10 protein-coding genes are annotated in these 14,235 nt (G+C 48.6%); 6 read left to right on the top strand and 4 right to left on the bottom strand.

The features are described 5' to 3' along the window. Positions 1–4 precede the first annotated feature (4 nt). Entirely contained in the window at positions 5–1,744 is a 1,740-nt protein-coding gene (locus tag AB6805_RS07450) for a GMC family oxidoreductase (RefSeq protein ID WP_370908809.1), read from the bottom strand. An 81-nt stretch (positions 1,745–1,825) separates the two neighbouring features. Here AB6805_RS07450 and AB6805_RS07445 point away from each other — a divergent pair, with 81 nt between their 5' ends. Further along, positions 1,826–3,292 (top strand): gluconokinase, encoded by a 1,467-nt coding sequence (locus AB6805_RS07445; RefSeq protein WP_370908808.1) that lies wholly within the window; start codon positions 1,826–1,828, stop codon positions 3,290–3,292. Positions 3,293–3,539: 247 nt separating this feature from the next. Here the strand turns inward: AB6805_RS07445 and mutL are convergent, their stop codons facing one another. Further along, a complete protein-coding gene (mutL, locus tag AB6805_RS07440; protein ID WP_370908807.1) occupies positions 3,540–5,429 on the bottom strand; it encodes a DNA mismatch repair endonuclease MutL in 1,890 nt (629 codons plus the stop codon). Positions 5,430–5,754: 325 nt separating this feature from the next. Here mutL and msrB point away from each other — a divergent pair, with 325 nt between their 5' ends. Continuing rightward, positions 5,755–6,249, top strand: coding sequence for a peptide-methionine (R)-S-oxide reductase MsrB (msrB, locus tag AB6805_RS07435; protein WP_370908806.1), 495 nt, complete (start codon positions 5,755–5,757; stop codon positions 6,247–6,249). Between the two features lie 89 nt (positions 6,250–6,338). Further along, positions 6,339–7,355, top strand: coding sequence for a GyrI-like domain-containing protein (locus AB6805_RS07430; protein ID WP_370908805.1), 1,017 nt, complete (start codon positions 6,339–6,341; stop codon positions 7,353–7,355). A gap of 55 nt (positions 7,356–7,410) precedes the next feature. Here the strand turns inward: AB6805_RS07430 and AB6805_RS07425 are convergent, their stop codons facing one another. Further along, the gene (locus tag AB6805_RS07425; RefSeq protein ID WP_370908804.1) at positions 7,411–7,677 is read right to left on the bottom strand and encodes a YciI family protein; all 267 of its coding nucleotides are present in this window, start codon (positions 7,675–7,677) and stop codon (positions 7,411–7,413) included. Positions 7,678–7,903: 226 nt separating this feature from the next. Here AB6805_RS07425 and AB6805_RS07420 point away from each other — a divergent pair, with 226 nt between their 5' ends. From AB6805_RS07420 to AB6805_RS07410, 3 genes are all read left to right on the top strand, one after another. Continuing rightward, the gene (locus tag AB6805_RS07420; RefSeq protein ID WP_370908803.1) at positions 7,904–9,691 is read left to right on the top strand and encodes a DUF4836 family protein; all 1,788 of its coding nucleotides are present in this window, start codon (positions 7,904–7,906) and stop codon (positions 9,689–9,691) included. A gap of 103 nt (positions 9,692–9,794) precedes the next feature. After that, on the top strand, positions 9,795–10,445 hold the full coding sequence (locus tag AB6805_RS07415) for an ATP-binding cassette domain-containing protein (RefSeq protein ID WP_370908802.1): 651 nt from the start codon (positions 9,795–9,797) through the stop codon (positions 10,443–10,445). 9 nt (positions 10,446–10,454) lie between these two features. Continuing rightward, on the top strand, positions 10,455–11,648 hold the full coding sequence (locus tag AB6805_RS07410; protein WP_370908801.1) for an FtsX-like permease family protein: 1,194 nt from the start codon (positions 10,455–10,457) through the stop codon (positions 11,646–11,648). On the opposite strand, the gene AB6805_RS07405 is transcribed toward AB6805_RS07410, so the two are convergent. Continuing rightward, positions 11,645–14,200 carry a DUF3857 domain-containing protein gene (locus tag AB6805_RS07405; RefSeq protein ID WP_370908800.1) on the bottom strand — a complete coding sequence of 852 codons (2,556 nt, stop codon included), beginning with the start codon at positions 14,198–14,200 and terminating at the stop codon, positions 11,645–11,647. The two genes, AB6805_RS07410 and AB6805_RS07405, sit on opposite strands and share 4 nt — an antisense overlap. Positions 14,201–14,235 lie beyond the last annotated feature (35 nt).

The following is a 14,235-nucleotide window of genomic DNA, read 5'->3' as shown; positions in this document are numbered from 1 at the left end:
AAGATTAGAGATTCTGTTTTTTCAATTGATCCACGATATATTCAGATGCCCGCATAGACAGCGCCAGTATGGTCCAGGTAGGGTTTTTATCTGCCTGTGACACAAACGCGCCACCATCTACAACGAAGAGATTCTTTACTTCGTGTGCCTGGTTAAATTTATTCAGCACGGATTTGTTTGGGTCGTCACCCATGCGGGTGGTACCTACTTCATGAATAATGCGGCCCGGATTTTCCAGTCCGTATTTGGTATCGGCTCCTGGCTTGGTGCCAAAGGCGATGCCGCCCATTTCATGAATGATCTGTTCAAACGTATCCTGCATGTGTTTGGCCTGTTTGATTTCATGATCGCTCCAGGTGTAGTTAAAACGCAGTACCGGAATACCGAATTTATCCACCACGTTCGGATCTATTTCGCAGTAGTTATCTTCCCGCGCAATACATTCGCCCCTGCCGGCAAAGCCGATCTGGGAGCCATAAAAGCGGCGGTAATCATCTTTCAGTGAAGCGCCGTAGCCACCGGCTGCTTTGGTTTGGCCATCACGACCAGGCGCCCGGCTGTTCATATTTTCCATGCCGAAGCCGAAGCCATATCCCGGCATGTGCATGCCGCCACCAAATTCGATGTGATAGCCCCGGGCAAAATCCAGTTTCTTGTTATCGCCCCACCAGGGAACATACATATGCATGCCGCCTACACCATCTTCATTATATCGTTTGCGGTCCATCAGCTGGGGCAGGAAGCCTCCGCGGGAAGAACCGGTTGAGTCGTGCAGGTATTTACCTACTACACCGCTGGAGTTGGCGAGTCCGTTAGGATGTTTGGCTGATTTTGAGTTCAGCAGCAAACGGGCCGATTCGCAGGCGCTGGCGGCCAGTACAACCACCCGTGCGTTTACGGAATATTCCTGCAGGTCGGTTTTATCTACGTAGGCTACGCCGGTGGCTTTGCCATTGCCGTCTGTTAATACTTCGCGCACCATGGCGTTGGTATACAGGTCTACATGCCCGCTTTTCATGGCTGGCTTCACCAGTACTGAAGAAGCGGAGAAGTCGCCGTACACGGTACAGCCGCGGTTACACTGGCTGCAAAAGAAGCACGGGCTGCGGTCTTTATTGACGGAGCGGGTTAATATCGATAAGCGCGCCGGGATAACGGGGATGCCTAAACGATCGCCTGCTTTTTTCACCATCAGCTCATGGAGCCGGGGTTTGGGAGGAGGGAGAAAGAAGCCATCCGGTTCGTTGGGCAGGTTTTCTTTGCTGCCGAATACCCCGATCATCTTATCTACCCGGTCGTAAAAGGGCGCTACCTCATCGTAGGTAATGGGCCAGTCGTCGCCGAGGCCATCATAACTTTTGTGTTTGAAGTCGCGGGGGCCAAACCGCAGTGAGATGCGGCCCCAGTGGTTGGTTCTGCCTCCCAGCATGCGGGAGCGGAACCAGTCGAATTCAGTTCCGTTTTTTTTCGTGTAAGGTTCACCGTTGAGTTCCCATCCGCCATAGGATGCGTCGAAGTCGCCGAAAGGACGGGTGGTACTGGCTCCTCTTCTGGGCGATTCATATGACCATTTCAGCTGTGTTGCCTGCTCCGGGTCGGCCGGATCGTATTTAGGGCCCGCTTCCAGAAGCGCTACTTTCAGGCCGGCATCCGACAGGATTTTTGCGGCCATGCCTCCTCCGGCGCCGGAACCAACAATACAAACGTCATAAACCTTCCCCTGTTTTTTGATTTCGAAAGCCATTTGCGTGGATATTTTAGACTTTTTAGAAGAACACCGGTTTTAAATCTATAAATTAAATGCGGAAAAAGAACGGTTTTTTTTATGAGTGATCATACAGCGTATATTATTGGTGTAGATATAGGCACCAGCAGTACAAAATCGATTGTGCAAGGAATGGACGGAAAAATTCTGGCGGTGTTTCAGCAGGCATATGGTACCAGTCACCCGCAACCGGGATACAGTGAGCAAAAGCCGGAGGTGATCCTGGAAGCGGTAATAGCCGGCATCCGGGAAGTGGTGGCCCAGACAGGGGGCGCGCCGGCGGCCATTTCCTTCAGCAGCGCCATGCACAGCATAATGGCGGTGAGCCGGGAGGGGGTGGCGCTTACACCGTTAATCATCTGGGCCGATAATCGGAGCGAGCCCAACGCGCTGGGATTACGCGATACGCCGGAAGGAAGGTTGATTTACTGGCAAACCGGCACGCCGGTACATGCCATGTCGCCCCTGTGCAAAATCATGTGGCTGCGGGAGCAGCAGCCTGCCTTATTTGCAGCTACGGCTATGTTCCCGGGTATTAAGGAATACATCTTTCATCATTTTTTCGGACGCTGGTTAACGGATCACTCCATTGCGTCGGCGACGGGCCTGTTTGATATTCACACGCTTCAATGGAATGAAACGGCTTTAGGCGTGGCGGGTATTACGGCTGCGCAGCTGCCGCAGCCGGTGCCGGCTAATCATGTGGTGAGCGGACTGTTGCCGGATATGGCAGCCATGCTGGGTATCCCGGCCAGTACGCCTTTTGTGATTGGTGGCAGCGATGGCTGCCTGGCCCAGCTGGGCAGCGGTGCGCTGGATGCAGGACACGCCACGCTGACCATAGGCACCAGCGGAGCAGTAAGGATGGCGGGCGCCCAACCACTCACTGATGCCCGCGGCCGGCTATTCACCTATCTCCTGACAGATGATATTTATATTACCGGTGGCGCCTCCAACAATGGGGGTGTGGTGCTGCAATGGCTGGTGAGGGATTTCCTGCGGCAGCCACTGGATGCGCTGAACGACCTGGTGGGGGAGGCATTGGTAACTGACCCCGGTAAACTCCTTTGTTTGCCTTACCTGCTGGGGGAAAGGGCGCCGGTGTGGAACAGTCATGCTACCGCCGCCTTCATCGGTATTCAGCCCCAGCATACGCCGGCGCACTTCACCCGCGCCGTGCTGGAAGGTATTTGTTTTGCGTTGCTGAGTATTAAAGAGGCCCTGGAGGAAACTGCCGGGCCGGTGAAAAGGATCTCTGTGAGCGGTGGTTTTACCAATGCGCCGGGGTGGATACAGCTGCTGGCGGATATCTTTGGCCAGGAGATGCACCTGCAGCAGGAAAGTGACGCCTCTGCGCTTGGTGCTATCCTGTTGGCTGCTAACGTGCTGGGATGGCCGGAGCGGCCCTCACAACAGGCGCAAACGGTATTTACGCCGGATGCCACCCGGTTTGATGCTTATCGTAAAAAGTATAAGATGTTCCTGAAGTTATACGGGCAGATAGAAGAATGCCTTACGGCAGAATGATGGCATAGCACTGACCTTGCGGTAGGCGCAAACCTACGTTGCACATGGATAGGAGCTGCATTACACATGGACTAAACACGGAGTGATGCTGGAGGTGAGGTGGACTTGATCTGGAAATCCTTTGCTGTAAAGGGTTGGGAGGCTATCAGGAGAGTGGGTTTATGCGGACAGAGCCGTTGTTTAAAGATCCGGGGAGTAAAGGTAGGCAATGCCTGCCTTGTCTCCCCGGATTTTTAGTATCCTGACATCAGTTCCCGCGTTCAAACATACGCGCGAGGTCTGTGAGTTTAAACGATATAAACGTGAACTTGCCGCCGGGTGCCACATTGGGCATGCTGCAGGCGAAGAGTTCATCGATGATATTCTGCATTTCGCGGGCGGCCAGTATTTTGCCGGCCGGGATAGCGTTATTACGTGCCATTGAGCGGATCAGTTGCTCGCGGTTATTTACTTTCAGTTCGTGGCTGAAGTTTTTGAATTGTTCCAGCAGGCTCTGGATGGTGGCGTGATCGTTACCATTCTGTATATCGGCGGGGGTACCGCGAACGATGAAGGTATTGTTGCCAAACGGTTCCAGGTCGTAGCCCAGTGTTTGCAGATCGCCCAGCATTTCGCTGACCAGGGCTGCATCTGCCGGGGGCAGCTGCAGGGTTTGCGGGAAAAGGCTTTGCTGGGTGGCCATGGGAGCTTCCTGTAAGGCACGCTGGTAGCGTTCATAGAGGATCCTTTCATGGGCGGCCTGCTGGTCTATCAATATAAAGCCCGACTTTATCTGCGACAGGATATATTGCTGGTGCACCTGTACCGGTACTTTTTGATCGGTGGCGGTATCCTGCCAGCGTTCATCGATCACGGAGGCGGTGGCATGCGGCTGACTTTCGTAGGTTACAGCCGGCCGTGTTTCCGGTTCCGGAGCGATGGTATAAGTAGTTTCGTTATTGCTGTTTGTTTCGTACAGATCTTTCCAGTGCTTCAGGTTGCTGCTGTTGCTGCTTTTATCGATCATGTGCGCCTGGTTGGCCTGTGTAAATGATTTATACAGGGGGCTCTGGATGGATTCATGCTGCTGCTGGGCGGTGAAGGGTTTGCTTACCGCATCCAGGGCCTGAATGCTCGGGTCCAGGTCGAAATCCAGTGTGGCAGTGATGCTGAACTGGGCCAGGGAGTGTTTTACCGCCGATTGCACGAAGGCATACATGAGTTTTTCATCATCGAACTTGATCTCCTGTTTGGTAGGATGTACGTTGATGTCGACATGTTCGGGGTTTACGTCAATAAACAATACATAGAGCGGGAAGCTGTCGGCCGGGATGATGTCTGCAAATGCGTTCATCACGGCGTGGTTCAGGTAAGAGCTCTTGATAAAGCGGTTATTGACAAAAAAGAACTGGTCGCCCCTGGTTTTTTTAGCGGTTTCAGGTTTTCCTACAAATCCGTACACATTCATGTAGTCGGTAGTTTCCTTAACGCTTACGAGGCGTGCATTATAATGTTGTCCCAGGATGGCCACGATGCGCTGTTTGAGCGATCCTTTGTCCAGGTGGAACAGCTGTTGGTTATTGCTTGTCAGGGAGAACTGCAGTTGCGGGAACGACATGGCCACACGGATGAACTCGTCTACGATGTGTCTCATTTCCGCGGCATTACTTTTCAGGAAGTTTCTGCGTGCGGGCACATTGAAGAACAGGTTTTTCATGGCAATGCTGGTACCTTCAGCGGTTTGACAGGGTTCCTGTTTATTAACGAAGCTATTGTCAATTTCCACGTAGGTGCCTACTTCCGCGCCTCTTTTGCGGGTTTTAAGTTCTACCTGGGAAACTGCGGCAATGGAAGCCAACGCTTCTCCTCTGAATCCCATGGTGGTGATCTGGAAGAGATCTTCTATGGATTGTATTTTAGAGGTGGCATGTCGTTCAAAGCACATCCGGGCATCTGTTTCGCTCATACCGCCGCCGTTATCAATTACCTGCACTAACTCTTTGCCTGCATCTTTAATGATCAGTTGAATATCGGTAGCACCTGCATCCACTGCATTTTCCAGTAATTCTTTTACCGCTGATGCCGGTCTTTGTATCACTTCCCCTGCAGCTATCTGGTTCGCTATATTGTCTGGTAATAAATTGATGATATCCGCCACTTACTAGCCTTTTGCTGTAAAGTTAACAATTTATATGCAGTTGCTCATCGGTGATTATCAGACAGTTTTAAACAAAAAATTAACTGTTTTGTTAAATAGCCCCTTGATTTGCAGGAAATAACAATCCATTATGCTTGTTCATACGTAATTTATGTAGAGATAAAAAAGGAACCGGCCAACGACCCAGTAATCACAATGATAGTGTTAATGAGAAGTTAACGAATCAAAACTTTACATATGTACCTATGGAAACTGATATTTTTGACTATCTCTATCAGGGTATACCAACTATACTTACCCCAAAAATGGGGAAAAAAAGAAATCAATGGAAGATGGAAAAAAGAAGGGAGAGATTTACTCCCATACGGATGCCACTAAAGTAAATCTGACAGACGAAGAATGGAAAAAAGTACTGCCAACAGACGTGTATCATATTGCCAGGGAGAAAGGAACAGAGTGGGCCTTTACAGGAAAATACTGGAATAGCAGGGAGAACGGAACCTATTACTGTGCTGCTTGTGGTAACCCTTTATTTGTTTCAGATACCAAGTTTGACAGCAGCTGTGGCTGGCCCAGTTTTTTTCAGCCACTTACCAAAACCAGTGTTATTTATTCTCCGGACAACAGTCATGGGATGCATAGGACGGAGGTATTATGTGGCCGCTGTAAATCCCACCTGGGGCATGTATTCGATGACGGACCACCGCCAACCGGGCTCCGTTACTGTATTAATTCCGTGATCCTGGACTTTGAAAAAGCGCAGGAAGCGGATGAACAGTACCAGCAAGATAAAAAAACCGGTGACAAAGAACTGGAGTAGTCAAACATTCTTCTGCCCTGATTGTCAGTATCATCTGTCGGTTGAACAATAAAAAGATGTATTTTTATTATCATCAACCCCCGACAGACATGAAAGTACTTAAAACGCTCGCCTGGATCATAGGAATCATCCTGTTCATTGCAATTGCGCTGATCTTTTTTGCGCCCACTACTATGCATGTGGAGCGTTCGGTGGAAATCAATGCCCCCGCGACAATTGTATGGAATGATATTGTGAAATTCGAGAAGTTTAATGAGTGGAGCACCTGGAAACAGATGGACCCCGGCGCCAGGTATACTATTACCGGTGAAGACGGCTCTATTGGCGCTGTAGACTCGTGGAAAGGCAGCAAGATCGGGGAGGGAAAGCTGCAACACCTGTCGATGGACCCTTATAAGTCGGTTACCCAGAAGCTTACCTTTATCACACCGTTTGCATCCGAGTCAGATGTGTTTTTCCGGTTGTCGGAAGCAGCAGGGAAAACAAAGGTTGTCTGGGGATTTGATACCCATTACGACCGGCCTCAGAATGTAATGACCCTTTTTATGAAAGGCGCGCTGGAAAAGGACTTCGAACAGGGACTCAATAACCTGAAGAGTATGGCGGAAGCAGAGGTAAAAGGCCCGAATGCGCCCAATGGCATCGATGTGACGGTAAGAGAGATGAATTTCCCGGCAACAACGTATGCGGCTGTACGAAAAACCATCCCTATCAGCAAGATCAGCGACTATTACCATTCCAACCTCCGGACCATTTTTAATGCAGCTTCCGCTGCCCGGTTGCAACCAGGAGTACCCTGCGGCATCTTTTTCAGCTGGGACCGGAAGCAGGGGCAAACTGACATGGCCGCTGCGATCCCTGTACCGGAAGGAAGTAAACCAGCTCCCGGCTATGAAATTATTACCCTGCCGGCAGCGCAGGCTGCATATGCCGATTACGTGGGACCTCACGGCAAGGTAGCCAATGCGCATGTGGCGATCAGAAACTTTATTACCGATAAAGGGAGGACCATTGTACCACCCACTATAGAGATGTATGTGATTGGTCCGGGCAAAGAAAAGGACAGTAGCAAATGGCTCACGAAGGTCATTTACTTTATGAAGTAATTATCCCGGAAGTAAAGAAGCAAAAACGATTGGCACGGCATTACAGGGGGAAATATTATTTTCCCAGTGTGTTGGCATACTTGGTTGGTTCAAACTCTATGATCTCGTAAAGGGCCAGTTGGAACCTTTCCAGCGGATCTTCGCTCATAATCTCTTCTACCTCCCTGCGGGTAGCCGCATTACACAAGATAACAGACCCCGACTTCGGCTTTCGCCTGCCTGATAAGATGAACCGGCCACTGTCGAAGTGCTTTTGCAGGAAGGCGGTATGCGCCTCCATGTAGTGTTCTACAGCCGCAACGGGCCGTATGTATTGTAGCATAATCAGGAACATAATGGTTTTTCTATGGTATTTAGTAATAGTTTCATAGTTAGTAGCAAAGGTATAAACTTAATCAGTATGGAAATATTGTATGTGCCCGGGAAAAATGAGACATATGCGCTACAAAAATATACGTACTTTTGCACGAATGAAATACCACGATAGTGGGAATGTCATGTTCGATATAGTGTTGCTCCGAATAATTTTCTTAATTTTTAACGCTTTTATGAAAAAATCAATTTCCAAAGTTTTGTTAGCCGCTGCGACGACAGCGGTTATGCTGTCTTCCTGCTCTAAAGCCCCTGATGAGAGCCGGTACATCCCGAAAACAGCCGGCGTGGTAGTGGACCTGAATGCCAAACAACTGACCACCAAGCTGGTGACGAATGGTATTACCATGGATAAACTGTTTGAAGCTACCCAAAGTAAAGACACCTCCAATGAAGTGATGAAGGCCTGGAAAGATGCCGAAAACTCCGGTATCGACATGCAAAGCCACTTCTTTGCCTCTTTTGTGTTCCAGGGCCAGCCGGCAGAGCATAAATCTTACATCAGCCTTACCGCCAGCCTGAAAGATGCCGACAAATTTGAGGCCTATCTCAAAAAGAACATCGCAAATTTCTCCCTGAAAACACAAAATGATTTTAAATATATCTGGGAAGAAAAGCAACATGCCGTAATCGGCTGGAACAAATCTGCCGTTATTTATATCAGTGCAGTAGATCCAAGCAACCTGGAAAAGTATAACCCGGGCGGTTCTTCATCTCCCGATTATGGAGATCCCATAATAGACTCTGCAACAGCAATAATAGACACCGCAGTAGCCATTCCTGCTGCCCTGGTGACAACAGAAGACGATGCGCAGATAAAAACCTGGGTAGCAGAAGTGGATCATCTCTTTCACCTGAAAAAAGATGAAACAGCCGGTTCCATTGAGCCTTTCGCTAAGTTACTGAAAGAAGATGCCGACGCCGGTATCTTTGTAAACCCGGAAGCTATTTACAACAGCGGTCAGTTTACCATGATCCCTGCCAACGTAAAGAAACTGATGGAAGGTTCTTTCTATACCGGTACGGTTAACTTTGAAAACGGTAAAATCGTTTTCAACGGTCACTCTTACATGGGTAAAGAAATGGCGGCTATCTATAAAAAATATGGTAAGAAAGAGATCGATATGGATATGCTGAAGAAGTATCCTTCCCAGAACATCACCGGTTTCATTTCTTATGCCTTTGATTTCCGCATGATCGGAGATATCGTGAAAGCAACCGGTATGGACGGTATGGTGAACCTGATGATGGGTAAATCCGGCTTGTCTATGGACGACGTGCTGAACGCATTTGAAGGCCAGTTGACCTATGTGGCTTCTGACTTCGCTATCACCAAAAAAGAATCTCCTTATTTCCCCGGCGAATTCACTGAGAAACCAGACGCTAAATGGATCTTCAGCCTGAAAGTTGGTAACAAGGATGCCTTCAATAAAATTATGACTTCCCCGATGCTGAAAGAAGTATTCACCAAGGAAGGAGATCATTATACAGTGGTAAATCCAATGGCAGCGGCTACCATGCCAGCCATGTCCATCAACGAGAAATTTGTGACACTGGGCTCCGACAGCGTGCTGCTGCAGGAATACCTGGGTGGTAAAGGCCACATCAAATTCCCTGATGGTATCGAAGGAAAAGTAAAAGGCAGCATGCTGGGTGGTTATGTAGACATTGAAAAAATAGCCAGCGTAATTCCTGAAGATAAAATGGAAGATGACGAGAAACCAGTAGCCAAGAAAGCAAAGGAACTGCTGAAAGACGTAACCTTTGTAAGCAAGGCTGATGGCGGCGATGTACAGCATGGAGAAGCGGTGCTGACCTTTAAAAATAAGGATCAGAACAGCCTGGTACAGCTGATCAACCTGGGCACTGAAGCTGCAAAAGTGATGCAGGCGAGAAAAGCCAAGGATAAAGCGTATGAAGACAGCATATTTGCTGCACCGGTTGATACTGCCGTTGTACAGTAATTTATAACCTGACCAGGAAAAGGGCGCCGGATATCCGTTGCGCCCTTTTCTTTTGCGTAAAATATATCATTTATATTCGCTACTGTTAACAGTAAATGCCACTATGCAGATTCAGCTCAATCAGCTCATGCCCATACCATTGCAGGATAAGCTCCGGCAACGGTCGTCGGACATCTGGAACCAGGACGTAACTTTCCAGCCAGGCAGTTTTGTGAAAATCAAGGCGCCTTCCGGCACCGGCAAAACTACCCTGATCCATTACCTCTATCATATCCGGTACGACTATACGGGAAAAGTGCAGGTGAATGGTCGGCCATGGCAGGCATATAATAAGAACGAAATAGCCGTTATGCGGCAAAAGGATATCAGTATTGTATTCCAGGATCTTCGCCTTTTTGAGCAGCTCAGTGCCAGGGAAAACATTTCGCTGAAGCGGGTAATGGAGCTCAAGCCTTATTATCCTGCGGAAAAGATTGATGAAATGGCCGCCCGGCTCAATGTGTCGCACGTGCTGGAGCAAAGCGGTAAAACCCTTTCGTATGGCGAAAGGCAGCGTATTGCCATTATCAGGGCGCTGGTACAGCCTTTCCAATGGCTCCTGATGGATGAACCCTTCAGCCACCTGGATGAAGACAACACACAGCGCGCCGCCGCACTGATTGCCGATGAATGTAAAGCCCGCAATGCCGGGTTCATTTTAACAGACCTGGATAATGACCAGCACTTCCCTTATGATGTGCATTATCATCTTTAATGTTATTTCATGCGTCCATTTTTTGAATTACTGAAGAAAATTATTCAAACCGGTGTGGGGAAAACCCGGTTCCTGATGGCGGCAGTTGGTTTGGGCATTGCGATGCTGCTGATCCTCATCGCTATCCAGGCGCATTCCAACTTCAGCCAGCTGCTGTACAGCAGCAAGAACCAGAATGAAACCGCCGACTTCCTCGTGATCAATAAAACCATCACCAACGCCATGATGGGGCAGTCGTCTAAAAGTATTTTTACCCGGGAAGAAATTGCCAATATAAGAAAGCAACCATTCGTGCAGTCGTTTGGGTTAGTAACTTCCAGCCAGTATAAGGTAGTGGTTCAGGCGCCGGGCGACCTGCACTTTGCTACTGATATGTTTTTTGAAGCGGTACCGGATAGCTTCCTGGATGTGAAAGGGCAGGACTGGAAATGGAGTGAGGGCGACCGAACCATTCCTATTATTTTGCCTAACGACTTCCTGAACCTTTACAACTTTGGTTTTTCCCTGAGCCAGGACCTGCCGCAGATTTCACAGGAAACCGTAAAAGCGTTGCCGTTGCAGGTAAATATTTCCAACAACCAGGTATCCGATCAGTATATGGGGCATATCGTTGGCTTCTCCGACCGGATCTCTTCTTTCCTTGTACCGGCGTCTTTTATGTCCTGGGCCAATGAAAAGTATGGAATAACCACCGCTGCGGGCACTTCCCGCGTGATCATTAAAACGCCGGACCCGTCTAACCCGGAGCTGGTAAAGTTTTTACAGGACAATGGCTATACTACCAACCAGGATAAACTGAAGTTCAGCAAAACAAGGTTGATTGTACAAACGATCGTATCTGTGGTTGGCTTTTTTGGACTGATCTTATTGTTTTTTGCCTTGCTGGTTTTCAGCATGTTTATACAACTGGTGATTGCATCCTGCAAGCGGGAAATTCAATTGCTGGTGATACTGGGTACTGCTCCCAAACAATTACAGCGGTACCTGCTGCGGCAGTTTGTGCCCCTGTATATTGTAATCGGAATTTTGTCGCTGCTGCTGGTAACGGGGCTGCAATACTGGGCGGCAGGTGAACTGGCGCAGCATGAGATGCAGGTGAGCACCTGGCCGGGAGTACCTGTATTTGCAGGTATTGCGCTGGTATTAGGACTGGTATATATTGTAAACCTCCTCACGGTGAGGAAGTATGTAAATAATATTTAGCCCTGTGGTGGCCGGTATGGTACAGTAAAAGTGTTTTTAGCCCTTTGTGAAATGAGCAGGTAAGGTACCCATACTGCCATGCGCACCAATGGCCAGAGGATGGAATTAACGCTGAAGATATCCTGCGGTTTTTCTGTTTTGAAGAAATAGTGATTCAGGGAATTATCTGCATAAATAGAAATAGTAGCAATGAAATAGAAAGTTGCCAGCGCAAAAGGAAAGGTATCACGACGGTGAAAAAACAACACGGCCAGCAGGATACTGTATGCCAGCATAAATACATTGATCATTATTTCCATGATGAGGAAAAGCTGTACCAGGGTGATATTTCCCAGGTCCTGCCGGTCGGAAATACTGATCCAGTAGGAGTAATCAAATACATCCATTTTGCAGATCCCGGTGATTTCACCCATTGGCGTAAACAATAACCCGATGGCCAGTAGTACCAGTCCGCCGCCGATTGGCTGCGATTCCGGTGCTTCCCCGGCGGGTGTAACAGAATGCTTATAAAAAACAAATGCGAGGGCGGCAAATGCAGCGGCAGACAAAACTGCCAGTACGATAGCCAGCCAGTTTCCTTTCCCTTCCGGATGACGCGCAGCAGCAGTGCCGGGGTTCCAGGTGAGATCCATAGAAGTTATTTCATTCATCTTCTTCAGGTCTTCTACATATTGCGGTATAAACTTTACGGGGATATGATCGCTGAAGGTTTTGAAATGATAGGATAACAGGACCTGCTGCCCTTTGATGCTGGCCGTATAATCGAACGAGTAGTAATCATTCTTCAGGTGCAGCGGTGTTTGATCCAGCGACCACTTCACCGGTGTGTGCAGGATGATTTGATAATCGAAGTCGTATGGATAGCGGATGCTCACCGGTACTTTACGTTTATCGTCGGAGATATAGGAAAGCACGTCATAAAAGGATTGCGCGTTGGCCGTGAATTTCAGTTTATTGGTGCTGCTGTCTCTTTCCCAGATGTTGTGTACCAGGTAGCTTTCATTCACATATATCGTATTACCGGCTAGGCTGTCGCGGGTGGTAATGGAGTCCCTGATCTCCACTTCTCCATATAACTTCTTATAAAAAGAGAGATAGGATTTTTCTTTGTCCTTCATACTGGTGCCAGCCAGTTCAGCGCGTTGTGCGTCTGCATCATCGCGTTGGTAGGTAGTTACTACGTCCAGTTTACCATCTTTATTTTCATCGTCCGGCAGTGTAAAAACTTCGCGGACGGCAATTTTGCCACGGGTAGCGGGTACGATGGGCGTGAGTTGCGTGGTGGTATCGGTTACTACCAGTGCCTTCCCGTAGTCTGGTTCGCATAAATCAACGAGGCCTCCGCGTTGGTACGACATGGTGCCATCCAGCCAGTATGTTTTACCGTTCAGTACTGCATGTACAATAACATGGTTGAAGGCGTTGGGAGAAGGGAGCGATTCGCTGACGGTTCCTCTCAGGTCCGTATTAACATAGGCCATGTCGGCTGCAATATTATTGGCGCGCAGCATGGTACAAAGCAGCAGGGCTTTGTCTTTACAATCCCCGAAGCGTTGTGCCAGCACCCTGTCGGGGTTATTGGGGCGATGGGAGTATTCTCCCATTTCGATGCCCATATACCGGATATCGTCCTGAACAAAGCGTAGTGCCTGCAGGAGATAGGCAGCGGAGTCGCCATTGGCCGACTTTTTAAAAGCGGCGATTTTGGCGGTCAGCAACGGACCTGGTGCCGGCTTTTGATTGACCTTCATGCCCCATTGCGCTACTTCTTTCCAGGAGGGGTATTCACTTACCTGTACATAGGTAAAAGGATTATACCAGGAAGGAACAAAGTTGGTGTTATCCGTTTCCCTGATATCTACTTTATTCCATTCGTATACGGTGAGGCCGTTCCATGATTTTTGAAGGGGTGCGGCTGCATTGTTATACCGTTTAAAGTGGATCTGCCTTTGAGGGCTAACGATCAGGTTTTTATAGTAATTGACAATGGGTTCGTAGGCAACGAAATAGATGCGGCTATCCAATTTCCCGTTGAAGATGGGGTTATCGCCGTTAATGGAATAGGCGTATTCGATCTGGTCACCTTTCCGCACGTCTTCGAGGATCAGGTAAGCGGTATAGGTACCGCTGTAGATGAACCGCGACAGGTCTTTTTCTTTCTGAAGCAATTTGAATGCTGCGCCGGGCAGGCGGTTGATTTCTTTTCCATCGCGATGGATCACTATTTTATGGAATGTAAGCTTTTCATATTGTGGGTCATATTCCACTGAAATTTCCGAGCCATTCTGGATGCCTGCTTCCGAGATAATTTGCCGGATGAAGTGTTGGTAATTGCTTTTCAGTTCTGTATGTCTTTGCTCTTCCAGCAGCAGGAGGTAATAGCCATCGCTGATATTTTTGGCGTTGGGTTTTTTGGAGAGATCGGGCGTAAAGGGGACGAGCCATGCCGGAGCGGGGCTGGTATTTACTTTTTGGGCGGGTGCAATGGTGGGGGTTAGTATCAGCAGCAGGGATAATACTAACTTCCAGGCACGGGAATTTATGACGTGCATAGTATAGTGATATTGATTGATACCCCTTTATGGGC

The sequence above is a fragment of the Chitinophaga sp. RCC_12 genome (assembly GCF_041360695.1).
GTDB lineage: Bacteria > Bacteroidota > Bacteroidia > Chitinophagales > Chitinophagaceae > Chitinophaga.
Note: the sequence above shows the minus strand (reverse complement) of the source record. Positions and strands in the feature narration are given on the sequence as shown.